Origin of the sequence: Streptomyces fructofermentans (assembly GCF_014651055.1) — a bacterium.
Lineage (GTDB): Bacteria > Actinomycetota > Actinomycetes > Streptomycetales > Streptomycetaceae > Streptomyces > Streptomyces fructofermentans.
Map to the genome: position 1 here is coordinate 233,364 of NZ_BMWD01000008.1, position 25,050 is coordinate 258,413.

24 protein-coding genes are annotated in these 25,050 nt (G+C 74.2%); 14 read left to right on the forward strand and 10 right to left on the reverse strand.

The window, feature by feature from the left end:
* The first annotated feature begins 508 nt into the window (after window positions 1–508).
* From IE265_RS14255 to IE265_RS14270, 4 genes are all read left to right on the forward strand, one after another.
* Window positions 509–1,837 (forward strand): NAD(P)/FAD-dependent oxidoreductase, encoded by a 1,329-nt coding sequence (locus IE265_RS14255; protein WP_190035885.1) that lies wholly within the window; start codon window positions 509–511, stop codon window positions 1,835–1,837.
* 188 nt (window positions 1,838–2,025) lie between these two features.
* Window positions 2,026–2,688 carry a DUF1365 domain-containing protein gene (locus IE265_RS14260; RefSeq protein ID WP_229916194.1) on the forward strand — a complete coding sequence of 221 codons (663 nt, stop codon included), beginning with the start codon at window positions 2,026–2,028 and terminating at the stop codon, window positions 2,686–2,688.
* Complete coding sequence (locus IE265_RS14265) at window positions 2,685–3,959, forward strand: SAM-dependent methyltransferase (RefSeq protein ID WP_190035887.1); 1,275 nt, start codon at window positions 2,685–2,687, stop codon at window positions 3,957–3,959. Before IE265_RS14260 ends, IE265_RS14265 begins: the two co-directional genes overlap by 4 nt.
* A gap of 76 nt (window positions 3,960–4,035) precedes the next feature.
* Window positions 4,036–4,866 (forward strand): DUF1295 domain-containing protein, encoded by an 831-nt coding sequence (locus IE265_RS14270; protein ID WP_190035888.1) that lies wholly within the window; start codon window positions 4,036–4,038, stop codon window positions 4,864–4,866.
* A gap of 463 nt (window positions 4,867–5,329) precedes the next feature.
* On the opposite strand, the gene IE265_RS14275 is transcribed toward IE265_RS14270, so the two are convergent.
* From IE265_RS14275 to IE265_RS14285, 3 genes are all read right to left on the reverse strand, one after another.
* Complete coding sequence (locus IE265_RS14275) at window positions 5,330–6,082, reverse strand: anti-sigma factor (RefSeq protein ID WP_190035889.1); 753 nt, start codon at window positions 6,080–6,082, stop codon at window positions 5,330–5,332.
* Window positions 6,079–6,663 carry a sigma-70 family RNA polymerase sigma factor gene (locus tag IE265_RS14280; RefSeq protein WP_190035890.1) on the reverse strand — a complete coding sequence of 195 codons (585 nt, stop codon included), beginning with the start codon at window positions 6,661–6,663 and terminating at the stop codon, window positions 6,079–6,081. Before IE265_RS14280 ends, IE265_RS14275 begins: the two co-directional genes overlap by 4 nt.
* Window positions 6,664–7,306: 643 nt before the next feature.
* A complete protein-coding gene (locus IE265_RS14285) occupies window positions 7,307–7,933 on the reverse strand; it encodes a sigma-70 family RNA polymerase sigma factor (RefSeq protein WP_190035891.1) in 627 nt (208 codons plus the stop codon).
* 166 nt (window positions 7,934–8,099) lie between these two features.
* Between IE265_RS14285 and IE265_RS14290 the strand changes: the two genes are divergently transcribed.
* Complete coding sequence (locus tag IE265_RS14290) at window positions 8,100–9,134, forward strand: MerR family transcriptional regulator (RefSeq protein WP_373302951.1); 1,035 nt, start codon at window positions 8,100–8,102, stop codon at window positions 9,132–9,134.
* A gap of 202 nt (window positions 9,135–9,336) precedes the next feature.
* Here IE265_RS14290 and IE265_RS14295 read toward each other — a convergent pair whose 3' ends face one another.
* Together IE265_RS14295 and IE265_RS14300 are read right to left on the reverse strand one after the other, a co-directional pair.
* Window positions 9,337–10,710 carry a cryptochrome/photolyase family protein gene (locus IE265_RS14295; RefSeq protein WP_190035893.1) on the reverse strand — a complete coding sequence of 458 codons (1,374 nt, stop codon included), beginning with the start codon at window positions 10,708–10,710 and terminating at the stop codon, window positions 9,337–9,339.
* A gap of 76 nt (window positions 10,711–10,786) precedes the next feature.
* The gene (locus IE265_RS14300) at window positions 10,787–12,313 is read right to left on the reverse strand and encodes an SDR family oxidoreductase (RefSeq protein WP_190035894.1); all 1,527 of its coding nucleotides are present in this window, start codon (window positions 12,311–12,313) and stop codon (window positions 10,787–10,789) included.
* A 162-nt stretch (window positions 12,314–12,475) separates the two neighbouring features.
* Here IE265_RS14300 and IE265_RS14305 point away from each other — a divergent pair, with 162 nt between their 5' ends.
* From IE265_RS14305 to IE265_RS14315, 3 genes are all read left to right on the forward strand, one after another.
* Window positions 12,476–13,021, forward strand: coding sequence for a MarR family winged helix-turn-helix transcriptional regulator (locus IE265_RS14305; protein ID WP_229916181.1), 546 nt, complete (start codon window positions 12,476–12,478; stop codon window positions 13,019–13,021).
* A 139-nt stretch (window positions 13,022–13,160) separates the two neighbouring features.
* The gene (locus tag IE265_RS14310) at window positions 13,161–15,290 is read left to right on the forward strand and encodes an MMPL family transporter (protein WP_190035895.1); all 2,130 of its coding nucleotides are present in this window, start codon (window positions 13,161–13,163) and stop codon (window positions 15,288–15,290) included.
* A gap of 153 nt (window positions 15,291–15,443) precedes the next feature.
* On the forward strand, window positions 15,444–15,608 hold the full coding sequence (locus IE265_RS14315; RefSeq protein WP_190035896.1) for a DUF8839 family protein: 165 nt from the start codon (window positions 15,444–15,446) through the stop codon (window positions 15,606–15,608).
* 487 nt (window positions 15,609–16,095) lie between these two features.
* Here the strand turns inward: IE265_RS14315 and IE265_RS14320 are convergent, their stop codons facing one another.
* Window positions 16,096–17,022, reverse strand: a complete 927-nt coding sequence (locus IE265_RS14320) for a LysR family transcriptional regulator (RefSeq protein WP_190035897.1) — start codon at window positions 17,020–17,022, stop codon at window positions 16,096–16,098.
* 143 nt (window positions 17,023–17,165) lie between these two features.
* Between IE265_RS14320 and IE265_RS39285 the strand changes: the two genes are divergently transcribed.
* The 6 genes from IE265_RS39285 (at window position 17,166) to IE265_RS14345 (ending at window position 21,427) form a co-directional block, all read left to right on the forward strand.
* Entirely contained in the window at window positions 17,166–17,243 is a 78-nt protein-coding gene (locus tag IE265_RS39285; protein WP_369123903.1) for a putative leader peptide, read from the forward strand.
* Between the two features lie 135 nt (window positions 17,244–17,378).
* The gene (locus IE265_RS14325) at window positions 17,379–17,582 is read left to right on the forward strand and encodes a hypothetical protein (protein ID WP_190035898.1); all 204 of its coding nucleotides are present in this window, start codon (window positions 17,379–17,381) and stop codon (window positions 17,580–17,582) included.
* A 57-nt stretch (window positions 17,583–17,639) separates the two neighbouring features.
* On the forward strand, window positions 17,640–18,194 hold the full coding sequence (ssuE, locus tag IE265_RS14330) for an NADPH-dependent FMN reductase (RefSeq protein ID WP_190035899.1): 555 nt from the start codon (window positions 17,640–17,642) through the stop codon (window positions 18,192–18,194).
* 3 nt (window positions 18,195–18,197) lie between these two features.
* Window positions 18,198–19,382, forward strand: coding sequence for an SfnB family sulfur acquisition oxidoreductase (locus IE265_RS14335; protein ID WP_190035900.1), 1,185 nt, complete (start codon window positions 18,198–18,200; stop codon window positions 19,380–19,382).
* A gap of 50 nt (window positions 19,383–19,432) precedes the next feature.
* Window positions 19,433–20,575 carry an LLM class flavin-dependent oxidoreductase gene (locus IE265_RS14340; RefSeq protein WP_190035901.1) on the forward strand — a complete coding sequence of 381 codons (1,143 nt, stop codon included), beginning with the start codon at window positions 19,433–19,435 and terminating at the stop codon, window positions 20,573–20,575.
* Between the two features lie 153 nt (window positions 20,576–20,728).
* The gene (locus tag IE265_RS14345) at window positions 20,729–21,427 is read left to right on the forward strand and encodes a nucleotidyltransferase domain-containing protein (RefSeq protein ID WP_190035902.1); all 699 of its coding nucleotides are present in this window, start codon (window positions 20,729–20,731) and stop codon (window positions 21,425–21,427) included.
* A gap of 27 nt (window positions 21,428–21,454) precedes the next feature.
* Here IE265_RS14345 and urtE read toward each other — a convergent pair whose 3' ends face one another.
* From urtE to urtB, 4 genes are read right to left on the reverse strand one after another with little or no spacing between them, the layout of a single operon-like run.
* Window positions 21,455–22,150 (reverse strand): urea ABC transporter ATP-binding subunit UrtE, encoded by a 696-nt coding sequence (gene urtE, locus IE265_RS14350; RefSeq protein WP_190035903.1) that lies wholly within the window; start codon window positions 22,148–22,150, stop codon window positions 21,455–21,457.
* Window positions 22,151–22,157: 7 nt separating this feature from the next.
* Complete coding sequence (urtD, locus tag IE265_RS14355) at window positions 22,158–22,979, reverse strand: urea ABC transporter ATP-binding protein UrtD (protein WP_229916182.1); 822 nt, start codon at window positions 22,977–22,979, stop codon at window positions 22,158–22,160.
* Complete coding sequence (gene urtC / locus IE265_RS14360; protein ID WP_190035904.1) at window positions 22,976–24,115, reverse strand: urea ABC transporter permease subunit UrtC; 1,140 nt, start codon at window positions 24,113–24,115, stop codon at window positions 22,976–22,978. The genes urtD and urtC overlap by 4 nt, the downstream gene beginning before the upstream one ends.
* The gene (urtB, locus tag IE265_RS14365) at window positions 24,112–25,008 is read right to left on the reverse strand and encodes an urea ABC transporter permease subunit UrtB (RefSeq protein ID WP_190035905.1); all 897 of its coding nucleotides are present in this window, start codon (window positions 25,006–25,008) and stop codon (window positions 24,112–24,114) included. The genes urtC and urtB overlap by 4 nt, the downstream gene beginning before the upstream one ends.
* Window positions 25,009–25,050: the final 42 nt, after the last annotated feature.

Sequence of the window (25,050 nt, forward strand, 5' to 3'; positions counted from 1 at the left end):
CGCGAGGGTTCGCGGCGCGTGCGGTGCCGCGAGGGGTCGCGGGTGCCCGCGGTCCCCGTCACGGTCGACGGGCACCCGCGCGAGAGCGCGAGCGGAACCGGCACGGCCCCCGTACGCCGGTGCCGCGGAGTCGCCGGCCCGACCGCCGAGGCGAACGCGGTGGTCGGGGAGGCTCCGTGACACGGCACCGGCCGCTTCCGGGCGCCGGAGCCCCGTACCACCCCCGCGGGGCCGCTCCACGGCTCGACCCGGCCGGGGCGCGACGAGGGAGTCCGCAACCCCGGGCATTCCGCATCTTCCGGGTGCTCCGGGTGTTCTGGGCTCTTGGGGGTTTTCCGGTCGTCGCTCACATGGGGAATCCGTGGCCCCGCCGCCGCCGGATTGGTCTCTCACCCGATCGGAGTAAGACCCGGTCGCGGCCAATCCGTGATCGTCGCGGCTCCGGAGTACTTGCGAGAGCTCCAGGTCGGGACAGGGCTCCGGGTCGACACATGTGGGAGGAAGCGCGATGGCGCGAGCGGTGCAGGACGCCTCGGCGGACCGGGAAGGGCGTTCACCGGGGGAGGACCGCGGGCCGGCACGGCGTACGGCCGTCGTGGGCGGCGGAGTCGCGGGTCTGACCGCCGCGTACGTGCTGGCCCGCGGCGGGCACCGGGTCTCCCTGTACGAGGCCGACGAGCGGCTCGGCGGCCACGCCCACACCCACGAACTGACCTCGTCCGACGGCCGGGTGCACCGCGTGGACTCGGGCTTCATCGTGCACAACCGCCGCACGTATCCGAACCTGCTGCGCCTGTTCGCCGAACTGGGCGTCGACACGCAGGAGTCGGAGATGAGCATGTCGGTGCGCTGCGAGGGCTGCGGACTCGAGTACGCGGGAGCGCGCGGCCCCGCCGGACTGTTCGCCCGCCCGCGGAGCGCGGTGCGCGGACCGTACCTGCGGATGCTCACCGAGGTGCCGGCCTTCCACCGCGCGGCCCGCCGGCTGCTCGCGGAGGGCGCCGACGACACCGTGACCCTGGGCGACTTCCTCGCCCGGCACGACTTCTCGCCCTACTTCACCGCGCACTTCATGACACCGCTCGTCTCGGCGGTGTGGTCCTGCGACGCGGAGACGGCCCAGCGGTACCCGGCCGCCTACCTGTTCAGGTTCCTCGACCACCACGGCATGCTGACGGTCGGCGACTCGCCGCAGTGGCGCACGGTCTCCGGCGGCTCCCGCTCGTACGTGGACCGCGTGGCCAAGCAGCTCGAAGCGGTCCACACCTCGGCGCCGGTCCACGCCGTGCGCCGGCAGGGCGGCGGGGTCGGGATCACCACGGCCGACGGGACCACCGGGACGTACGACTCCGCGGTGATCGCCGTCCACCCCGACCAGGCACTGCGGATGCTGGCCGAGCCGTCGGAGGGGGAGCGGGAGGTGCTGGGCGCGTTCCGCTACTCCCGCAACGCGACCCTCCTGCACACCGACACGAGCGTGCTGCCCCGCGCCCGCGGGGCGCGCGCGGCCTGGAACTACCTCATGCCGTCGTGCACGGCGGCCTCGGACCGCGTGCGGGTCAGCTACGACATGAACCGGCTCCAGCGCCTGGACGCGCCGGAGTCGTTCGTCGTGACACTCGGCGGCGAGGACCGCGTCGACCCGGACCGCGTCCTCGCCCGCATGGTCTACGAACACCCGGTCTACACGCCCGAGTCGGTCGCCGCCCAGCGTCGGCTTCCCGAACTGAACGGTCCCGTCGTCGCGTTCGCGGGGGCCTACCACGGCTGGGGCTTCCACGAGGACGGCTGCCGCTCCGGGGTGGCGGCCGCCGCCGCGCTGGGGGTGACCTGGTGACCGGTGCGACCCCCGACGCGGGCGGCGCGGAACCCACCGGACCCGCCGCCCTCGCCGAACCTGCCGAACCGGAGGCCGGCGGGGAGGCGGCGTGCGGTGCCCCGCGAGCCGGCGGCGGACCGGTCCGCACTCCCGCGCTCTATCCCTGCGTCGTCGCGCACGTCCGCACCCGGCCCACCCGGTACGCGCTGCGCCACCGCACGTACATGTGGTTGATCGACCCGGAACGCCCACCCGAACTTCCGCGGGCAATACGCCCGTTGGCCCGCTTCGACCCCCGCGACCACTTCGACGGCGACCAGCCGTCCATCCGCGCGGGACTCGACCGCTTCCTCGCCGCCCGGGGTGTCGACCTCGCGGGCGGGCCGGTCGTGATGCTCACCCACGCCCGGGTCCTCGGCCACGTCTTCAACCCGCTCACCCTCTACTGGTGCCACACGCCCGACGGCGAACAGGTCTGCGTCGTCGCCGAGGTGCACAACACCTACGGGGAGCGGCACGCCTACCTGCTCCGGCCCGACGCGCGCGGAGTCGCCCGCACCGGGAAGGAGTTCTACGTCTCGCCGTTCTTCCCGGTCGACGGGGCGTACCGCATGAGGCTGCCGGCCCCCGACGGCCGGCTCGACCTCGCGGTGCGGCTGGAACGGGCGGACGGGCGGCCCTTCACCGCGACCGTCCGCGGCATCCGCCGCGACGCGAACCCGCGAAGCCTGCTGCGCGAGGCCCTGCGCCACCCCTGGTCCACCCTCGCCGTCTCGGCAGCCATCCGGCTGCACGGCATCCGTCTGTACCTGCGGGGACTGCCCGTCCAGCCCCGCCCCGGCAACCGACCCCAGGAGAACGAGAGATGAGAACAGCCGAGCCCCGCTCCGCCGCCGCGCAGCGGGTCCCGCACCAGGTGGACGAGGAACGCTGGCCGGACGTCGCGGCGCGGCCGGGCGCCTCCCGCCTCCGGACCGCCGCCACCAGTGTCGTGGTGCGCAGGGCACTGGAGCGCCTGCCGCTGCGGGTCCGGTTCCCCGACGGGACCCACGCCGGCACCGGCGGCCCGCTGATCGAGATCCACGACACCGGGGCGTTCCACGAACGGGTCGGCGCCCACGGGCTCGTCGGCTTCGGCGAGTCCTACATGGCGGGCGACTGGGACGCCCCCGACCTGGTCGGAGCCCTCACGGTCCTCGCGGGGAACCTCGCGGACCTGGTGCCCGCGCCCCTCCAGCGGCTGCGCGGACTGTGGGCCCTGCGGCAACCGGAGTCCCAGCGCAACACACCCAGCGGCGCCCGCGGCAACATCAGCCGCCACTACGACCTGTCCAACGAGCTGTTCGCCGTCTTCCTCGACGAGACGCTCACCTACTCGGCGGCCCACTTCCGCGGATTCCCCGCCGACCAGGAGCTGCTGGCGGCCGCCCAGCACCGCAAGATCGACCGCCTGCTGGACCTCGCGGAAGTGGGCGAGGGCACGCGCCTGCTGGAAATCGGCACCGGCTGGGGCGAGTTGGCGATACGGGCCGCCGCCCGCGGCGCCCACGTCAACTCACTCACCCTCTCCCGCGAACAGCGCGACCTCGCCCTCGAACGCGTCCGCGGGGCGGGGCTGGCCGACCGGGTCTCCATCGAACTGCGCGACTACCGCGAGGCCGTGGGCACGTACGACGCGATCGTGAGCGTCGAGATGGTCGAGGCCGTGGGCGAGGAGTTCTGGCCGGTCTACTTCGCCACGCTCGACGCGCGCCTCGCGCCGGGCGGACGCGTGGCCCTGCAGGCCATCACCATGCCGCACGACCGCATGCTGGCCAGCCGCGGCACGTACACCTGGATCCAGAAGTACATCTTCCCGGGCGGCCGGCTGCCCTCCGTGGAGGCCGTGGACCGGCTCACCAGCGAGCACACCGCCCTGAGCACGACCCGCCGGGACGCCCTCGGCGCCCACTACGCCGAGACCCTGCGGCTGTGGCGCGAACGCTTCACCGAACGCGCGGACGACGTCGAGGCACTCGGCTTCGACGAGACCTTCCGCCGGATGTGGACCTTCTACCTCGCCTACTCCGAGGCCGGGTTCCGGTCCGGTTACCTGGACGTCCAGCAGTACCTGTTCACGAAGGGGGAGCCGACGCGATGAGTGGCGACGGAACGTGGCGACCGGGTGCCGTCCGCCGGTCCACCGAGCCTGCCGGCGCCGAGGCTGGGGGGGACCGGTGACCGGATTCCCGTGGGGCGCGTTCGCCCAGAACCTCGGCCTCGCGGCGGTGGCGGCCCTCGCGGTCATGCTGCTCACCTTCGCGGTCGCCGTCCGCAAGGGGGTCCACCGCGTCGTGGACGTCGCCTGGGGGATCGGGTTCACCGCCGTGGCCCTGGTGACCTTCGCGGCGTCCGCGGGGGAGGGCGACGACGGTCGGCGCGTCCTGGTCACGGTGCTCACCTCGGTGTGGGGCCTGCGGCTCGCCGCGCACATCGCGTGGCGGGGGCGCGGCCACGGCGAGGACCCGCGGTACGAGGCGCTCCTGGCCAAGGCTCCCGGCAGCCGCGACGCCTACGCGCTGCGCATGGTCTACCTCCTCCAGGGCGGCCTGGTGTGGCTGGTGTCGCTGCCGGTGCAGGCCGCGCAGTACGTCGCGGCGCCGCTGTCGGGCCTCGCGTGGGCCGGAACCGCGCTGTGGGCGGTCGGCCTGTTCTTCGAGGGCGTCGGCGACGCGCAACTGGCCCGGTTCAAGGCCGATCCCGCCAACCGGGGCCGTGTCATGGACCGCGGTCTGTGGAGCTGGACCCGGCACCCCAACTACTTCGGGGACTTCTGCGTCTGGTGGGGACTGTTCCTGATCGCGTGCGAGTCCGGCGCGTCGGCCGCCGTCGGCGCGGTGTCGCCGCTGGTGATGAGCTACCTGCTGGTCAACGGCAGTGGGAAGCCCATGCTGGAACGGCACATGTCCGGCCGCCCGGGCTTCGCCGAGTACGCCGCGCGGACCAGCGGATTCCTGCCCCGGCCTCCGAGGCGGGGACAAGGGGCCACGGGGCCGCCGCGTCGGTGACGGGAGCGGGCTGCCTCCCTCGCCGTCCGCCGTCCGCCGTCCGCCGCTCGCCCCTCGCCGCAAGGGCGGGGAGTGGGCCGCGGGCCCCGGGCAGGCACGGCACCCACCCGGCGGTGGCGGGCTCACCGGCGCCGGGTGGGTGCCGGGAGGCCCGCCGGTTCCGGAGGGGCGAGCGGCCCCCCGAGGACACGTACTGACCGCGCGGCCCTCGGAGTACGGGACCGGTCGGCGCCGCAGCCGGGAAGCCGATGGGCCGGGAAGCCGATGGGCCGAGAAGCCGACGGCGGCGAGAAGCCGGGAAGCCGACCGCGCCGCGGCCGGGGCAGCGGGGGCCGACGAGCCGGTGGCTCCCGGGGCGGGAAGCCGGGCCGGGCCGGTACAGACGTGGCGCCCGCCGGGAGGGGGCCGGCGGGCGACACTCGGAGGACCGTCCCGCCCGAGCCGCCGGACGGGGGAGGGACGGTCAGGCCGGGAACTCCACGACGGCCACGGGGTCGGAGGTCGGCTCGGCGGAGCCGCCGGCGGGTTCGACGGTCACGCCCATGCCGGTGGCGCCGTCGACGGGCCCGTCCATGAGCACCGCCTCGGTCGTGCGGCCGGGGTCCATCAGCCCGGCGGACCGCATCGTTCCCCGGTCGTCGAACCAGAGCTGGTAGACCTTGCCACCGGGCGGCCGCTGCATCCCGGAGGCGATGAACACGGCCTCGTCACGACTCTCCGACACGACGACCGTGCCGATGGCCCCGTCCGCCAGCTTCGCGGTGCGGCTCCTCGCGTCGGGCGCGGCCAGCACCGAGGCCAGCTCGTCCGTGCGCTGCTCCGCCCGGCGCGCCTGCTCCTGGGCGTCCTGGGCGCGGTCGTGCTGCCACACCGCGGTGCCGCCGAGTCCCGCGGCCGCGGCGAGACAGGCCGCCAGCGCCCACCGGGACAGGCGGCGCGTGCGGGCACCGGACCGAGGGGTGCGGGTGGCCGGGTCCGTGCGCGGGGCCTCCTGCCGGACCGAGCCGATCCGGTTCATCACCTCGACCTTGAGTGCCGGACGGGGTGCCTCGTGGACGGCGAGCCCCAGGCGTGCGGCGGTGGCCGACAGCTCAGCGGCCTCCTGGGCGCAGGCCGCACAGTCGGCGGCGTGCCGTTCGAACGCCTCGCGCTCCTCGTCGGAGAGTGCGTGCAGGGCGTACGCGCCGGTCAGCGTGTGCAGGTCGACGGTGGTCACGCGGTCACCCCCAGGCAGTCGCGCAGGCGGATGAGCCCGTCCCGCAACCGGGTCTTGACCGTGCCCAGCGGCAGCGCCAGCAGCTCCGCGACCTCGCGGTAGGTGAGCCCCCGGTAGTAGGCGAGCGTCACGGACTGGCGCTGCAGTTCCGTCAGGGTGCGCATGCAGCGCCGCACCTGCTCGCGCTCCAGGCGTGCCTCGACCTGCTCGATGACCTCGTCGTACTCGGGTGTGCGCTCCAGGAGCGCCGCCCGGTGCTCGCGGGCGGTGGACGCCTCGACCGAGCGGACCCGGTCCACGGCCCGCTGGTGGGCCAGGGTCAGGACCCAGTTGATCACCGTCCCCCGGTCGCTCCGGTAGCGGGCCGCGGTCCGCCAGACCTCGACCAGCACCTCCTGGGCGACCTCCTCCGACTGCGCCTGGTCACGGAGCACCCGGCGCACGATGCCCAGGACCGGGCCCGACACGGCGTCGTACAGCGAGGCGAACGCCTGCTGGTCACCGCGCGCGACACTGCCCATCAGGTCCTGCAGATCCGGCTCTGCGGACGGGTTTCTGCCGATGTCCACGGCTTCTTTCACGGGGGCGGTCCTCCAGGAAGAACGAGCGGTACGGAAGTGATCCGGAGCCGGTGCGGCAACGGATTGGCCCGTGGGGGAAGTAGTGCCGGAACGGCGTCGCCGCCGGGTCGGCGCGGGCGCCCCCCACCGCGCGAGGGCGGTGGGTCGGGCCCGACAGGGAGCGGGATCCGGGCCCCTGCCGGCAGGGGCCCGGAACGCCGTGCCGCTTGCGTCTGTGGTTCCGTCCGGGCACGGCGGACGGATGCACCGTCGGCCGAATGCCTCCGGCGGACGGATGCACCGCGGGCCGAATGCCTCCGGCCGACGGATGCCATCGGCCGCCGGACGTCCCGGCCGACAGGTCCCTCCGGCCGCCGGATGAGCCCGGCCCGACGGACGGGCAGGCCGACGTGTCCGCAGTGCCGACGCGTGCTCGGACCGCCGCGTACGTCCGCGTCCCCGTGCACCGGCGCCCCGTGCACCGGCCTCCCGTACACAGGCCTCCCGTACACCGGCGCCGCGTACGACGCGTACGTTCCTCGCGGGATTCGGCGGGATTCGGCGGGATTCGGCGGGCATCGGCCCCGCAGGTCCAGGGGAGGCCGCCTGCGGGGCCAGGTGGTCCGGGTCCGGGAGGAGTCCGGAGGGCTGCCACCCGCAGGAGTCAGCCGACGCCCACCCGCGGGCCCGCCTCCGTCCACAGGCAGCGGCGCAGCTGGTGCAGGCCGCGCCGGGCATGGCTCTTCACGGTGCCCAGCGGCCAGCCGGTGCGCTGCGCGATCTGGGTCTGGGTCAGGTCCTCGTAGAAGGCGAGGCGCAGCACCCGTTGCTGCGGAGGTGGCAGTTTGGCCAGCTCGTGCCGGACCAGTACCCGGTCGAGGACCGCCTCGGGCTGCTCCTCGCCGCCGCCCCGGGCCGTGAGGGACGAGCCCGCCGCCGTGATCAGGTCCGTCCGGCGGGTGCGCGCGCTGAGCGCGTCGGCGATCTTGCGGCGGCCGATGCCGACGAGCCAGCCGGCGAGCGCCCCGCGCTCGGGCCGGTACCCCTCCCGGCCCCGCCAGGCGGCCAGGAACACCTGCTGGGTGACGTCCTCCGCCTCCCGGGTGTCGCCCAGGGAGCGGCTCGCGAGCGTGTGCACGAGGGCGCCCCAGCGGTCGTACGCGGCGGCGAGGCAGGCCTCGTCGCCCGCCACGAAGCCGCGGGCCAGGTCCGCGTCGGCGAGCGTCGTCTCCACCGGCGCCCACAGCGGGGTGCGCGCCTCGTCCTGCTCGGTGGTCGGACGGGTGGTCATGGCCACGGCTCCTCGGGTGGGGCGCGATCCGGCCCGGTGCGCACGGGCGGTCCCGGGACCGTCGCCCGCCGGCCACTTTCCTGCGGCGCGCTCCGGCGTCCCCTATCGTGTGAACCACTCCACAACTCCGGCAACTCGCATCGTTTCTGCGTCGTATAGTCGGCCCGTGGACGAACTCGAAGCGCCGGAGCCGGGCGGACACGGGTCCTTACGGGCGGAGCCGGGTGCCGAGGAGCCCCCGGAGACCGCGGTCACCACGGGCGCGCTGGCGCGCCGCCTCGGGGTGTCGCCCACGACGCTGCGCTCCTGGGACCGGAGATACGGAGTGGGGCCCGCCGTCCGCGGTGACGGCCGCCACCGCCGCTGGACACCGCGCGACGTGGCGATGCTCGAGGAGATGTGCCGGCTCACCTCCGCCGGGGTGCCGCCCGCCGAGGCGGCCGCCGCGGCCAAGCAGGGCGCGGGCCCGCGGCCGTCCGCCGACGACCGGTCCGCTCCCGCCCGAAGGGGTCCCGGCGGGGTGCTGCGGCCGGGGAACGTCCGCCAGGAGTGCAGGGGGCTCTCGCGGGCCGCGGTCCGACTGGACGCCCCCGCCGTGGAGAGCAGGCTCGCCACCCTCGTCGCACGCCACGGCCTGGTCGCGACCTGGGAGGAGGTGCTCGTACCGACCCTGCACGCCGTCGGCCGCAAGTGGGAGACCTCGGGCGACCAGTACGTGGAGGTCGAGCACCTGCTGTCCTGGCACATCTCCACCGCGCTGCGCCGGGTCACCCCGATCGCCGAGGTCGCGACCGGCGCCGGATCGGCGGCTCCGGTCCTCCTGGCGTGCGTGCCCGGTGAGCAGCACAGCCTCCCACTGGAGGCGCTCAACGCGGGTCTCGCCGAACGCGGCCTGCCCACCCGGATGTTCGGGGCCGCCGTGCCCGCCGAGGCGCTGACCGAGGCCGTGCGGCGGCTGGGCCCGGTCGCCGTCGTGCTGTGGGCGCAGGCGCGTTCCACGGCGAGCCTCGCGCTGGCCCGCCATGTCGCGGCCACGCGCTGGGGGGTGAAGGGCGCCCGCAGGCATCCGGTCGTGGTGCTCGGCGGGCCCGGCTGGGCCGGGCATCCCGTCCAGGGGATGCTGCGGCCCTCGGGACTGAGCGAGGCGCTGGACTCGCTCGTCGGCGCCTACGAACCGGGCGAGGCGCGGCCGGAGGGCTGACCCGGGGTCGAAGGCCTGATCCGGGGCGGGTGTGGGGCCCGGTGTCGGCACGGGTCCGGGATCGGCACGGGTCCGGCGCCGGCGTCCGCGGCCGGCGACGGGCTGCGATCCTGCGCCCGCGGCCGACGGGCCCCGCGCGTTCCGGGCGCCCGCGGACCGGTGGGCCGTGCTGGTGGCCGGCGCCGGAACGATGCCGCGTCCCTCAGTCGCGACCGCGCGCGTGCTTGAAACGGGCCAGTCCCTCGGAGAGGTCGACGACGGGCTCCGGGTAGTCGAAGGCCGCCCGGTCGAGGCCCTGGAGCTTCCACGGTTCGTGCACGGCGCCGCCGTCGAGACCGGCGAGTTCGGGCACCCACCGCCGCACGTACGCGCCGTCAGGGTCGTACCGCTTCGCCTGCGCGACGGGGTTCAGGACCCGATTGGGCCGGGTGTCCGTGCCCGTTCCGGCCATCCACTGCCAGTTGAGCTGGTTGTTGGCGATGTCGCCGTCCACCAGCAGGTCCAGGAAGTGGCGGGCGCCGACCCGCCAGTCCACGTACAGCGTCTTGGTCAGGAAGCTCGCGGTGAGCAGGCGTCCGCGGTTGTGCATCCAGCCCTCGTGCAGGAGCTGCCGCATCGCCGCGTCGACCACTGGATATCCGGTGCGTCCCGCCTTCCAGGCCTCGATCTCCTCCTCGGCCCCGGGCCCCGACCGCCAGTGGTCGTGCCGGGTGCGGTAGTCGGCGCTCGACGCGGCGGGCCGCGCGGCCAGGACCTGGTGGTGGAAGTCGCGCCAGGCGAGCTGCCGTACGAACGCCTCCGCGCCGGAGCCCCCGGCCCGACGTGACCGGTGCACGAGCTCCACCGGGGACAGGGTGCCGAAGTGCAGATGGGGGGAGAGCCGTGAGGTCGCGTCGCCCGGCAGGTCGTCGTGCCGGTCGCCGTACGCGTCGATCCCGCCGCGGAGCCAGGCGGTGAACCGCCGCCTGGCCTCGGTCTCACCGCCGTCGGCCAGCCCGGCGGACACCCCGGAGACGTCCGCGCGGGAGGGCGGCGCCTCGGAGCCGACGCCCTCCGGCACCCGCACCGCCCGGGGTGCGCCGAGACCGTCCCGCAGGTGCTGCTCCGACCAGCGGCGGAAGTACGGGGTGAAGACCGCGAAGTGGTCGGAGGAGGCCGGGGTGACGGCGCCCGGGGCGACCGCGGTGATCACCGTGTCGTGCAGGTGGAGGCGTGTTCCCGAGGACTCCAGGGCGGTGCGCAGCCGCTCCTCCCGGCGCCGAGCGAAGCCGCTGACCCCGGCGGACATGTGCACGTCGAGGGCGTCGGTCTCGGCGACGACCTTGCCGACCTCTCCGACCGTCTCCCCCGACCGCACGACCAGTCGGCCGCCGCGCTCCCGCAGTCCCGCGTCGAGATCGGTCAGGCAGTCGGCGAGGAACGCCAGGCGGTTGGGCGCGGCGAAGCCGGCGCCGTCGACGGCCGGGTCCCGCACGAAGAGCGGCACGACCTCGTCCGAGCGGTCCAGCGCCGCCCGCAGCGCCGGTTGGTCGTGCAGGCGCAGGTCCGAGGTGAACAGGACGACGGAGACGTTCATGGAGGGGCTCCGGGGGAGGGACGGCGGGCGGGGCGACCTAGTGGTTCCGGCCGGCGGGGGCGAACGGATGCGGGGGTCACCGGGCCGGCGTGTGCTCCCGCGGCCCGGCGGGCACCGGCTGCGCGGCGGCCTTGGCGATGTTGCGGGCCATGCCGCCGAAGACGAGTGCGTGGAACGGCGAGACGCTCCACCAGTACGCGTGCCCGAGGAGCCCGCGCGGATGGAACAGGGCCCGCTGCCGGTACCGGGTCCGGCCCCGGTCGTCGGTCTCGGCGTACATCTCCAGCCAGGCCAGGCCCGGCAGCCGCATCTCGGCGCGCAGCCGCAGCAGGTGTCCCGGCTCGATCTCCTCGACGCGCCAGAAGTCGAGCGAGTCGCCCACCCGCAGCCGGGCCGCGTCGCGGCGCCCGCGCCGCAGGCCGACGCCTCCCACCAGGCGGTCGAGCCAGCCGCGGACCGCCCAGGCGAGCGGGAACGAGTACCAGCCGTTGTCGCCGCCGATGCCCTCGACCACGCGCCACAGCGCCTTCTGCGAGGCGTCGACCGCGAGTTCGCGGTGGTCGGTGTAGAGGCTGCCGCCCGCCCAGTCGGGGTCGGTGGGCAGGGGGTCGCTCGGCGCGCCGGACACGGAGGCCGAGGACCAGCGGGTCACGACCTGGGCGTCCTGCACGCGCTGCAGAGCCAGTTCGACGGCCTCGTCCAGGCCGATCGGCCGCCCGGGCGGGTCGGGGACGTACCGTGCGATGTCGTGCTCGTGGCACACGACCTCGTGGCGCAGCGACTCGGTGAGCGGCCGCGCGATCGAGCGCGGGACCGGTGTGACGAGCCCGACCCAGTGGCTGGAGAGCCGCGGGGTCAGGACGGGCACGGACACGATCAGCCGCGGCGGCAGACCGGCGATCGAGGCGTACCGGCGCATCATCTCGCGGTACGTCAGCACGTCCGGCCCGCCGATGTCGAAGGCCCGCGAGACGTCGTCGGGCATCCGGGCGCTCCCGACGAGGTAGCGCAGGACGTCCCGGACGCCGATCGGCTGGATGCGGGTGTGCACCCAGCTCGGTGTGACCATCACCGGCAGCCGTTCGGTCAGATAGCGCAGCATCTCGAAGGACGCCGAACCCGATCCGATGATCACCGCGGCGCGCAGGACGGTGGTGGGCACGCCCGACTCCAGGAGGATCCGGCCCACCTCCGCGCGGGAGCGCAGATGGGGGGACAGCTCGCGCGCCGGGACTCCCGCGGGGGTCAGTCCGCCCAGGTAGACGATGCGCCGCACCCCGGCGGCACGGGCCTGCTCGCCGAAGATGCGGGCCGCCTCGCGGTCGGTCCGCTCGAAGTCCCCGCCGGTGCCCATGGCGTGCACCAGGTAGTACGCGACGTCCATGCCGCGCATGGCCTCGCGCACCGAGTCGGCGTCCGTGACGTCCCCGCGGACGACCTCGGCGCGGTCGGCCCACGGGTGGTCGCGCAGCCGGTCGGGGGAGCGGGCCAGGCACCGCACGCGGTGGCCCTCGGACAAAAGTTCCGGTACCAGTCGGCCGCCGATGTATCCGGTTGCCCCGGTCACCAGGCACCTCAGGCCGGTTCCGGCGTCGTCGCTCATACGTCCTCCGTCGCTCGATTCCGCCGTGTCGCCTCTTCGGCCTCCATTGATCCCTTCCCCGTCGGCGGCGTTCCCGGATGCGTGTCCTCCGCACGGACGCGGCGGCGCACCCGGGCGGCGGGCGGGGCGGCCCCGCGCAGGGGGCTTCTATAGGCTGATCGCGTGGCCAGACGAGACGAGCCCGACGGTCGCGAGCGCGACCGGGCGGGCGATCAGGAGCGGGACCGGCAGCCGGGCGGCCGGCCGGCCGGCTCCGGTCCGCCGCCGTCGGACCTCCAGGCGTTCGCGGTGCAGCTGCGCAGGATGAACGGTGAGATCAACCGGCTGGTCCACGGCTTCGCCGGTGAGCACGGTCTGCACGCCACGGACGTCCAGGCGCTCGCCGCGATCCTCGACGCGGACGAGCCGCTCACGCCCGGCCGGCTGCGCGAGCACCTGGGGCTGACCTCGGGTGCGGTGACGGCCTGTCTGGACCGGCTGGAGCGCGCGGGCCACGTCCGCCGGGTGCGGGAGAGCGCCGACCGGCGCGTCGTCCACCTGTACTACGTCCCGGACGCCAAGTCGGCGGCGCGGTCGCACTTCCGGCCGCTCGCGGAGGCGACGGCCAGGGTGCGGTCACACTTCGCCGACGAGGACCTGGCCGTGGTCCTGCGCTTCCTCACGGCGATGAACGAGGAACTCTCCACCGTGCGTTCCCCCGGCCGCTGATCCGTCGCCGCCGGTGCATCCGGCGGGGGCACGGCCACGGAAGTGGGGGCGTCGAGTACGATCTGGCCTCGATATATCTCAATCATTGAGATTCTTTTTCGTCGAGTTACCTTGTCACCTTCGAAGCACTGGGAGAACGATGTCCACCACCCCGCGGCGGGCCCGCTGGCTGATCCCCGTCGTCCTGCTCGTGGCCTGGCTCGGCATCGGCGGCATGCTGGGCCCTTACGCCGGGAAGCTCGGCGAGGTCGCCACCAACGACCAGGCCGCCTTCCTGCCGCGCAGCGCGGAGTCCACCAAGGTCGTCGCGGAGCAGCGCGCGTTCCAGCAGGACGAGACCCTGCCCGCGGTCGTCGTCTGGACCGGCCCCGGCAGCGGCGGCGACTCCTTCGCGGAGAGCCACCGGGCCGAGGCCACCCGGGCCCTCGCCTCCCTCGCGGACACCCCCGGCGTCGTCGGCGGGGTCTCACCGGCCTTGCCCTCGGAGGACGGCAAGGCGCTCCAGGGAGTGCTGCAACTGCGGCCCGACCTCGGCGAGGAACTGCCCGTCGCGCTCGAACGGATCCAGGCCGCGGCCGACGGGGTCGCGGGCTCCACCGCGCAGCTGGCGGGTCCCGCCGCCAGCCAGGCCGACCTCGCGGACGCCTTCGCCGGCATCGACGGACTGCTGCTCGGCGTGGCCCTCGTGACCGTGCTCGTGATCCTGCTGCTCGTCTACCGCAGCCTGCTGCTGCCCCTCGTGATCATCCTCGGTGCCGTCTTCTCCCTCGGACTGGCCTGCGCCGTCGTCTACGTCCTCGCCGACCACGACGTCGTACGGGTCGACGGCCAGGTCCAGGGCATCCTCTCCATCCTGGTGATCGGCGCGGCCACGGACTACGCGCTGCTCCTCACCGCGCGCTACCGCGAGGAACTCGCCGTGCGCGCCGACCGGTTCGAGGCCGTGCGGGCCGCGCTGCGCCAGTCGTGGGGCGCGATCGTCGCGAGCGCCGGCACCGTGGCGCTGGGACTGCTCGCCCTGCTGCTCAGCGATCTGACCAACAACAGGGCGCTCGGACCCGTGGGCGCCATCGGCATCGTGTGCGCGGTCCTCAGCTCCCTGACCTTCCTGCCGGCCGTCCTCCTGCTGCTCGGCCGCGCCGCCTACTGGCCCGCCAAGCCCCGCCGCACCGGTGGCGGCAGCGAGGGGGTCTGGCACCGGGTCGCGGCACTCGTGGACCGCGCGCCGCGCAAGGTGTGGGCCCTGTCCCTGGCCGTCCTGCTCGGCTGCGCCGCCTTCTCCCCGGCGCTCACGGCCAAGGGCGTGCCCCTCGACGAGATCTTCGTCAACGACGCTCCCTCCGTCGCCGCCCAGCAGACGCTCGGACGGCACTTCCCCGGCGGTTCCGGCAACCCCGCCGTGATCATCGCGAACGCGGACCGGGCGGCTGAGGTCACCGCCGCGGCCCGGGACACCGACGGAGTCGCCTCGGCGGCGCCGGTCACCGCGTCCGGCCGCCCCGGCGGCGGGGAACCGCGGGTCGTCGACGGCCGGGTGCGCATCGACGTCACCCTGCGGGCCGCCGCGGACACCGACGCGGCCAAGAACACCGTGGCCGGGCTGCGCGAGGCCGTGCACGCGGTACCCCGCGCCGACGCCCTCGTCGGCGGCTACACCGCCCAGCAGTACGACACGCGCCGCACCGCCGAGCACGACCGCACGCTGATCGTCCCCGTGGTCCTCGCCATCATCCTCGTCATCCTGATCGGGCTGCTCCGCTCACTGCTGATGCCGCTGCTCCTGGTGGCCACGGTCGCCCTCAACTTCCTCGCCACGCTCGGGATCTCGGCACTCGTCTTCGAGCACGTCCTCGGCTTCAGCGGCACCGACGCCTCCGTGCCCCTCTACGGCTTCGTGTTCCTGGTGGCCCTGGGCGTCGACTACAACATCTTCCTGATGTCCCGGGTCAGGGAGGAGTCGCTGCGCCACGGAGTACGCCAGGGCGTGCTGCGCGGACTGGTCGCCACGGGCGGGGTCATCACCTCCGCGGGCGTGGTGCTGGCGGCGACCTTCGCCGCCCTCGGAGTCATCCCGCTCGCCTTCCTGCTGCAGATCGCCTTCATCGTCGCCTTCGGCGTGCTCCTCGACACGCTGGTGGTCCGCTCCCTGCTCGTACCGGCGCTCGCCGTGGACCTCGGGGCCCGGGCGTGGTGGCCCGGCCGGTTGAGCCGCGGATCCGGGGACGGGCCGTCGCAGGACCGGGTCCCGCAGGACGCCGTCGGCGTGTGAGCGACGACGGGCGCGCGGCACCGCCACCGCGCGCCCGGGGCTCCGGCGGACCGACTCCGACGCGCATGGACATGACGTGCCGAAGTGCGGGCAGACGAACTCCACGACAGGTGGCGGCGGCCGCGAAGGCCGAAGGTGGAGGTGTCTGCCGGTATGGGCACGAAGGTGTTGGAGCGTTTTCCCGCGGGAGCGCCGCGCGGATCGTGGACTGCTGAGGAGTACGCGGCCAGGTGCCGCACCGAGGGCCGGCCGGCGACAGTGGTGATGGATCTGCCGTCGGACGACTTCCTGGTCGTGGTTCCGGTGGACGAGGACTGACCCCCCGCCCGACCGTCCGCCCCCGCACGAGGTCGCGGGGGCGGACGTGTGCGCGGCCTCCGGAGGGTGGCCGGCTCCCGACCCAGCGGGTCGCGGACGCCCGCCTCCGTCCGCCCGTGCCACGCGGGCGCGCCGCCCGGACCGGTGACTCCGGCCCGCTCGGCGGCCCCCCCCGCCGGGGACGGCGGGCGGGGCGGCTGGATCGGGCGGGCACCCTTCGTGCCGCGCCGCGTGGCGGAGGGCACCGCCGGGTCGGGCGGGCGCCCGGTCCGGTCCTGCCGATCGGACGGCTGCACTGCACCTGGCCGGTTGCCGGTTGCCGGTTGCCGGGTGTCGGCCGGGCGGCGGTGAATCGCCCGCCCCGGTTCCGTGCCGGCGCACCCACCAGGCCGTCGACCGGCGGAACCGTACGGCAGCAACAGGCGGCGGCACCGTACGGCGGCGCACCCTCCGGGCCGCGCCCTGTGGACGGGGGCGCCGCCACACGTCAGGTGCCCCGGACGAGTCTCCCGCCCAGTTCCCGCGCCGTGCGGACGAAGACCGCGTGCAGGTCGCCCGCCGCCCGCGGCACCGCGTCCGCCCTGCGGCGCCGCAGCATCAGCAGTACCTCGGCCGCGTCGCCGACGAGCGGCCGGTACGTGATCGCCCCGCACCGCTCCAGCGGGTCGCCGAGCACACTGAAGTCCGGCAGGACCGTCGCGCCCAGCCCCTCGGCGACCATCAGCTTGCCCATCTCGGCACCGTCGGTCGAGTACGAGAAGGCCGGTTCGCGGCCCCGCAGCAGCCGGTGGAGGTAGCGGTGCATCACATAGCCGGAGCGCATCACGATGAGCGGTTCCGGCCCGTGGAGCAGATCGGACACCGACACCGAGGCGCCGGCCGCGAGAACGCTGCCCGGGCGCACGCACACCACCGGCCGGCCCCGCAGCAGCTCGGTGCTCTCGAAGTCGGCCGGCATGTCGTCGCCGTCGAGGTGGTTCACCAGCCCCAGGTCGAGCGCCCCCTCCGACAGCGCGTCGTGGATCTCGGACTGCCGCGCGCCGACCACCTCCACCTGGGTCGCCGGATGGGCCGCGCGGAACGCCCGTACCGCCGGGAACAGGAGGGGAACCGTCGCCGCGTTCACCGTGCCGACGCGCACCATGCGGCTGACGCGGTGCTGCTCGCCCGCGGCACTCCGCAGCCGGTCCACCGCTTCCAGCACGCCGACGATGTGCGGCAGCAGTTCACGTCCCGCCGCGCTCATTCTGGCGCCCGAGCGTTTGCGTTCCAGCAGATCGACCCCGAGTTCACGCTCCAGATTCCGCACGGTCTCGCTCAACGCGGGTTGGGACAGGCGCAGTTCCTCGGCGGCCCGGCGCAGTGAGCCGAGCCGGGTGACCGCCGTGAGGTATTCCAGCTGCTCTGTACGCACCCCGGAAGAATGCCGGGGCCGCCCGGCCGGGTTCAAGGGTTTCCCTGTCACGCCCTCGTGAAATCCGCCGGTCCGGGATACGAGACCGATCGGGTATTCCTTGACGGTCCGCGCCGGTCACTGTCACGATCGACCGCATGACGATGCGACTGGACCTCACGCGGCGACGCCATGTCGACCTCGCGCGTGTCTCCAGTGCCGCCTGTCGCACCGCGGCCTGACCGCGGCCCGCACCCCTTCCCGCTCAGCAATCGGTGAACTGCCCCCGGGCCGTTCACGGGTGTGTGCCGCCCGAATTCATGAATGCCCTCCCGCTCTGAATTCAGTGCCCGCAGATTCCGCGACAGGAGTTCCCCGTGGCTGCCGAAAAACCCTCCGAGGACCCCGTCGGAGCGGCCCGCCCGAACACCGCCCCCGAGACCACCTCCTCCGGGAGCACCCACCCCGTCCGGCGCGAGGTCCGCACCCGCACCCCGTACGACCCGGCCGCACCCGGGCTGCGCGAGGCGGGGCGCCGGGTCCTGCCGGGCGAACCGCCCGCACCCGCCCGGCACTTCTGACCTCCCGCTCCGGGCGCCTCCCACGCGGCAGCGCGCCCTCGTCCCGAAAGAGGACCCATGGCCACCGTCCTGTCCGTCTCCGGCAGCCCCTCAGCCTCCTCCCGAACCAACCGACTGCTGCGCCACCTGGACGCCCGGCTGGCCGCGCAGGGCCACGAGGTGCTCCCCCTCGACGTCCGTACGATCCCCGCCGAGGCCCTCCTCGGCGCCGACTTCAGGCACCCCGCGATCGTCGAGGCCACCGCGCTCCTCGCCCGCGCCGACGGCGTCGTGATCGGCACCCCCGTCTACAAGGCCGCCTACTCCGGCGTCCTCAAGGCGCTCCTGGACCTGCTCCCGCAGTACGCCCTGACCGGCAAGACCGTGCTGCCGCTGGCCACCGGCGGCACCACGGCCCATGTGCTCGCCATCGACTACGCCCTGCGCCCGGTGCTCAGCTCGATGGGCGCCCGGCACATCGTCCAGGGCTGGTTCACCCTCGACCAGGACATCACCGTCGGCGAGAACGGGTCCCTCGCCGTGGCACCCGGGGCCGCCGAGGCGCTCAACCAGGTCCTCGACCAGTTCTCCGAGGCCCTCGGCCGCACGCCGGTCCTGGCCGCGGCGGGCTGACCCGTGACCGCCACCGTCATCACGGACGACGCCGAGGCCCTGGCGGTCGCCGCGGAACTGGCCGACGACTTCCGGCCGGGAGCCGCCCGCCGCGACGCGGAACGCGTCCTGCCGCGCGCGGAGTTGGACCGCCTCTCCGCCTCAGGGCTGCTCGGCGTCACCGTGCCCGCCGAGCACGGTGGCGCCGACGTCCGGCAGGAGACCCTCGCCGAGGTCTTCCGGCTGCTCGCCTCCGCCGACGCCAGCCTCGCCCAGATCCCGCAGAGCCACTTCGTCTACGTGAATGTGATCCGCCGTCAGGGCGACCCGCGCCAGCGGAAGTTCTTCTTCGCGGAGGTGCTGGCCGGACGCCGCCTCGGCAACGCCCAGTCGGAGGCGGGCACCCGGCACGTGCAGGACATCAGGACCCGTCTGGAGGCGGCCCCGGACGGGTCGTACGTCCTCACCGGCGTCAAGCAGTACTCCACGGGAGCGCTGTTCGCCGACTGGATCCCGGTCCTGGCCCGCGCCGACGACGACAACCTCCATGTCGCCTACGTCCCCCGGGACGCCGACGGGGTCACGGTCGTCGACGACTGGGACGGCATGGGCCAGCGCACGACCGCCAGCGGCACGGTCCGGCTCGACGCCGTCACCGTCCCCGCCGACCGCGTCCTGCCGCACCACCTCACCTTCCGCGAACCCCAGCTCCACGGCGCCGTCGCCCAGTTGCTGCACGCCGCCATCGACGCGGGGATCGCCGCGGGCGCCCTCCGCGAGGCCGCGGAGTTCGTCCGCACGAAGAGCCGTCCGTGGTTCGAGAGCGGCGCCGCGACGGCCGCGGAGGACCCCCTGGTCATCCAGCGCTTCGGCGAACTCGCAGTCCAGGTACGGGCCACCGAGGCGCTGCTCGGCGCCGCGGCCCGCGCGGTCGACGCGGCGCGCGACGACCTGACGGAGACCTCGGCCGCCGAGGCGTCGATCGCCGTGGCCGCCGCCAAGGCGCACGCGGCGGGCACCGCCGTCGAGGTGTCCGGCGCGCTCTTCGAGGTGGCCGGAACCCGCTCCGCCCTCGACTCCCTCAACCTGCACCGGCACTGGCGCGACGCGCGCACCCACACCCTGCACGACCCGGCCCGCTGGAAGATCCAGCACATCGGCCGGTACGTGCTCAACGGCACCCTGCCCCCGCGCCACGGACTGCTCTGAGCCCGCAGCCCCGACGAGCCGCCCCGCGCCCCGCGATCGGAGAACACCCCGTGTCCCTCACCTTCCACTGGTTCCTGCCCACCAACGGCGACAGCCGTGACGTCGTCGGAGGCGGCCACGGCACCCCGGCCACCGTCTCCGGCCGGGACCGGCCGCCGACGATCGCCTACCTGAGCCAGATCGCCCGCGCCGCCGAGAACCTCGGATTCGTCGGCGCGCTCACCCCCACCGGGGCCTGGTGCGAGGACGCCTGGCTGACCACGGCGATGGTCAGCCGGGAGACCGAGCGGCTGAAGTTCCTGGTCGCCTTCCGGCCGGGCTTCGTCTCGCCCACCCTCGCCGCCCAGATGGCCTCGACCTTCCAGCGGCACTCCGGCGGGCGGCTCCTCCTCAACGTCGTCACCGGCGGCGAGAGCCAGGAGCAGCGGGCGTACGGCGACTTCCTCGACAAGGACAGCCGCTACCGCCGTACGGGCGAGTTCCTCGGGATCGTCCGGGAGCTGTGGGACGGCCGGACCGTCGACCTCGACGGGGAGCACCTCCGGGTCGAGGACGCCCGGCTCGCCCGCCTGCCCGACCCGGTCCCCGAGATCTACTTCGGCGGCTCCTCGGCGGCTGCGGGCGAGGTCGCCGCCCGGCACGCCGACGTGTACCTGACCTGGGGCGAGCCGCCCGAGCAGGTCGCCGACAAGATCGCGTGGGTCCGCGGGCTCGCGGAGAAGGAGGGACGCAGCGTCCGGTTCGGCATCCGGCTGCACGTCATCACCCGCGACACGGCCGAGCAGGCCTGGGCGGAGGCGGACCGGCTGCTGGCGGGCTTCGACCCGGAGACCGTACGGTCCGTGCAGGCGGGGCTCGCCCGCAGCGAGTCCGAGGGCCAGCGGCGGATGCTCGACCTGCACGGCGGGGGACGGGACGGCCTGGAGATCCACCCCAACCTCTGGGCCGGCATCGGCCTGGTCCGCGGCGGGGCCGGCACCGCCCTGGTCGGCAGCCACGACGAGGTCGCCGACCGTGTCGCCGAGTACAGCCGCCTCGGCATCGACGAGTTCGTGCTCTCCGGTTACCCGCACCTGGAGGAGGCCTACTGGTTCGGCGAGGGCGTGCTGCCCCGGCTCGCCGCCCGGGGGCTGTGGCGGCACCCGTCCGCGGCCGGTCCCGTCCCCTCGGCCCAGGTGCCCTTCGCGAGCTGACAACCCGGTCCGGCTGCGCGCACGCCCCGGAAAACCGCTGTACCCCGCCCCTTCCCGGATGATGGTCTGGTGCGAGCCGCCCGGCTCGCACCACCGGGCAGGCCCGCACAGGGACCCGGCGCGCCCGGGCCCGCACAGGGAAGGGGGACGGCTGTGACCACCAGGAACGTCCTGCTGTCCGGCATCGTCGGATCCACCGCCTACGGCCTGGCCCACGAGGACTCCGACGTGGACCGGCTCGGCATGTTCGCCGCCCCCACCGAGGACCTCCACGGCCTGCACCGCCCGAAGGAGTCCCACGTCACGACCCATCCCGACAGCACGCTCCACGAGGCGGCCAAATGGTGCCGGCTCGCCCTGGGCGGCAACCCGACCGTCACCGAACTGGTGTGGCTGCCGGACGAGTTGTACGAGGTCCGCACCCCGCTCGGCGACGAGCTGATCGGCATCCGCACGACCCTGCTCTCCGCGAAGCGGGTGCGCGACGCCTATCTCGGCTATGCCACCCAGCAGTTCAAGCGGCTCTACGACCGCGGCGACGGCTCGTTCTCCGCGGACACCCGCAGGCGGACCGCCAAGCACGCCCGCCACCTGTGGCGGCTGTGCCACCAGGGCTTCGAGCTGTACTCGACGGGCGCGCTGAGCATCCGAGTCGAGAACCCGGCGGCGTACCACGCCTTCGGGGAGGAGGTCGCCGCGGACGCCATGGCCGCGCTGCCCCTGCTCAAGCGGTACGAGTCCGCGTTCGACGAGACCCGCAGCGTCCTGCCCGAACTGCCGGACGAGGCACCCGCCGAGGCATGGCTGCGACGGGTGCGGGCCCACTACTACACACCGGACGCCTCGGTGTGACGGCCCGCGCCCACCCGCGAGCGCCCGTCACACGCTGAGGGCCTCCCGGACGGACCGCTCGGCGTCGGCGCCACCGCCGCCGGACGAGGTGACCCGGCCGGCCTCCAGGACGTAGTACCGCTGGGCCGCCCGCATCGCGAAGCCGACGTGCTGTTCCACCAGGAGCACGGAGAGCCCGCCGCGGGCGGCCAGCGCGAGGATGGTCTCCTCGATCTCCGCGACGACCGAGGGCTGGATGCCCTCGGTCGGCTCGTCGAGGAGCAGTATCCGAGGCTCCGTCACCAGGGCCCGCGCGATGGCGAGTTGCTGCCGCTGTCCGCCCGACAGGAGTCCCGCCCGCCGGTTCGACAGGGCCCTGAGGGCGGGGAACAGGTCCAGCGCCCCGGCGATCGCGGCCCTGCCGCGGCTGCGCCCGTCCGCGACCAGTTGCAGGTTCTCGGCCGTCGTGAGGTGGGGGAAGGCCTGCTGGCCCTGCGGTACGTACGCCATGCCCCGGGCCACCCGTTCGTGGGGCCTGCGGCGCGTGATGTCCTCACCGTCGAGCCGCACCGCGCCGGCCGACGGGGTGAGCAGTCCGACGGCCGCCCGCAGCAGCGTGCTCTTGCCCGCCCCGTTGTGCCCGAGGACAGCGGCCACCCCGTCGTCCGGCACCTCGACGGACACTCCGTGCAGTACGAGGCTGCGGTGGTAGCCGACCCCGACGCCGTCGATCTCCAGCTTCATGACTGCCTCACACCTCCTGTACGGCGCTGCCCGCGTGGGCGCCGCCGGCGTGCTCCGGGTGCGGCCCGGCCGCCGTCGGCCCCGCGTCCTGGACGGCCGCGTGCCCGAGGTAGACCTCCTGGACCCTGGGATCGGACTGCACCTCGGCGACGGTCCCCTCGCTCAGCACCCGCCCGGCGTGCAGCACGCTGACACTGCGCGCGAACGAGCGCATGAAGTCCATGTCGTGCTCGATGACGACCACGGTCCGCTCGGCGCTGATCCGCCGCAGAAGCTCGCCCGTGGCCTGCCGTTCGTCGTGGCTCATGCCCGCCACGGGTTCGTCGAGCAGCAGCAGCCGTACGTCCTGCACGAGCAGCATTCCGATCTCCAGCCACTGCTTCTGCCCGTGGGCCAGGGTGCCGGCCGGGCTGCCGGACCGTTCGGTGAGCCCGATCGTCTCCAGGGCCCGCGCGACGGGCTCCGGCACACTCCTGCGGCGGCGCAGCATGGTCAGCGGGCCGCGTGCCGCGCCCGCCGCGATGTCCAGGTTCTGCAGGACGGTGAGTTCCTCGAAGACGGTGGCGGTCTGGAACGTCCGGCCGATGCCGGACCGGGCGATCCTGTGCACGCTGCGGCCCAGCAGTTCCGTGCCCTCGAAGCGCACTGAGCCACTGGCCCTCACCAGTCCCGTCACGGCGTCGACCAGTGTCGTCTTCCCCGCGCCGTTCGGTCCGATGAGGAAGCGCAGATCGCCGGGCCGTACGTCGAGGTCGACCCCGTCGACGGCGGTGAAGCCGTCGAAGGACACCCGCAGTCCGCGTACTCGCAGTCCCGAGAGCTCGGTCATGCCGCTTCTCCAAGAGGTAGGGCCGGAGCCGGTTCGCCCGTGGGCCGTGCGGTCCTGCGGCGCTTCACCACCCCGGCGAGGGACGCCAGGCCGCCCGGGAGGAAGGCCAGCGCCACGATGAACAGCAGGCCCTGGAAGTAGGTCCAGGCCCCGGGGAACTCCTCCGACAGGGCGGTCCTCGCCCAGGCGACCCCGATCGCGCCGAGCACCGCGCCGGCCAGGCTGGCGCGGCCGCCGACGGCGGCGCCGATGACGAACTCGATCGACGGGACGATGCCGATCATCGCGGGGGAGATGATCCCGACCGCGGGGACGAACAGGGCGCCCGCGAGGCCCGCCATGCCCGCCGCGACGACGTAGGCGACCAGCTTCACGTTCGCGGGGTCGTAGCCGAGGAAGCGCACCCGCTCCTCCGAGTCCCGTACCGCGACCAGGAGTTCGCCGTAGCGGCTGTGGATCAGCTGCCGGGCGAGGGCGACGAGCAGGAGCAGTGCCGCCGCGATGACGAAGTACACCATCCGCTGGTTGACCGGGTCGTCGAGGTCGTAGCCGAAGAAGCCCCGGATGTCGGTGAGCCCGTTGGTGCCACCGGTGGTGGCCTGCTGGCCGATCAGCCAGATCGCGAGGGCCGCGGCCAGTGCCTGGCTCAGGATGGCGAAGTACGCGCCCCGCACGCGGCGGCGGAAGACGAACGAGCCGAGCACGGCGGCGACCGCCATGGGCAGCAGGACGGTGGCGGCTATCGTGAACAGCGGATTCGCGAACGGGCGCCACCACCAGGGCAGTTCGGTTGCCGTGCCGTAGAGCTGCATGAAGTCGGGAAGGTTGCCGGGCCCGGCGTCCGCGATCTTCAGGTGCATCGCCATGGCGTAGCCGCCGAGTCCGAAGAACACCCCCTGCCCGAGGGTGAGCAGTCCGCCGCGTCCCCAGGCCAGGCAGATGCCGACGGCGACCATCGCGGTGCACAGGTACTTGGCGAGCAGCCCGAGCCGGAAGTCGGACAGGGCGAGCGGGGCGAGGGCGAAGAGCGCCAGCGCGGCGGCGGCGAAGCCCGCGGCGGCACGCGCCGAACGGCCCGCGGGCACGGCCCTCTTGAGAGGGTTCCCCTTGCCGGGGGCGGATGTGGGTTCGGTCATACGAGGCTCCGGGTGCGCAGTGTGTACAGCCCCTGGGGCCGCCACTGGAGGAACGCGACGATGGCCACGAGGACGAGCACCTTCGCGACGCTGACGGTGGTGGAGTACTCGAGGACGGACTGCATGATGCCCAGCACGAAGGCGACGATCACGGTCCCCCTGAGCCGGCCGATGCCGCCGACCACGATCACCAGGAACGCGTCGATGATGATGTTGGTGCCCATCGTCGGCCCGATCGGGCCGACCAGGGTCAGTGCGACGCCCGCGACGCCGGCGAGTCCGGAGCCGATGAAGAACGCGGTCCGGTCGACCCGCTCGGTGGAGATGCCGGACACCTCGGCGAGGTCCCGGTTCTGCACGACGCCGCGGATCCGTCGGCCCAGCGGGGTCAGCCGCAGGGTCAGCGACAGCGCGACGACCGCGGCGACCGCGAGGGTCAGGATGAAGAGCCGGCTGTTGGCGAAGGTCAGCGGATCGGCTCCGCCGACGACGGTGATGTGGCCGGTGAGCAGCTCCGGCGCGCGGGTCTGCACGTTGGGGGCGCCGAAGACGTCCCGGGCGAGCTGCTGGAGCATCAGGGAGACGCCCCAGGTGACGAGGAGGGTGTCGAGCGGGCGCAGGTACAGCCGGCGGATCAGCAGCCACTCGAGGAGGGCGCCGAGGGCACCCGCGACCAGGAAGGCGACCGGCAGCGCGACGAGCAGCGACAGGCCGGCGTCGGAGACGGACTTCTGCAGCACGTACGTGGTGTAGGCGCCGGCCATGATGAACTCGCCGTGGGCCATGTTGATGACGTTCATCTGGCCGAAGGTGAGCGAGAGGCCGAGCGCGATGAGCAGCAGGACGGCACCGATGCTGACACCGGTGAAGGTCTGACCGAGGATCACGGTCATGCGGCGGCTCCGGGGAGGCGGACGCGGGGGCCTGACGCGAGG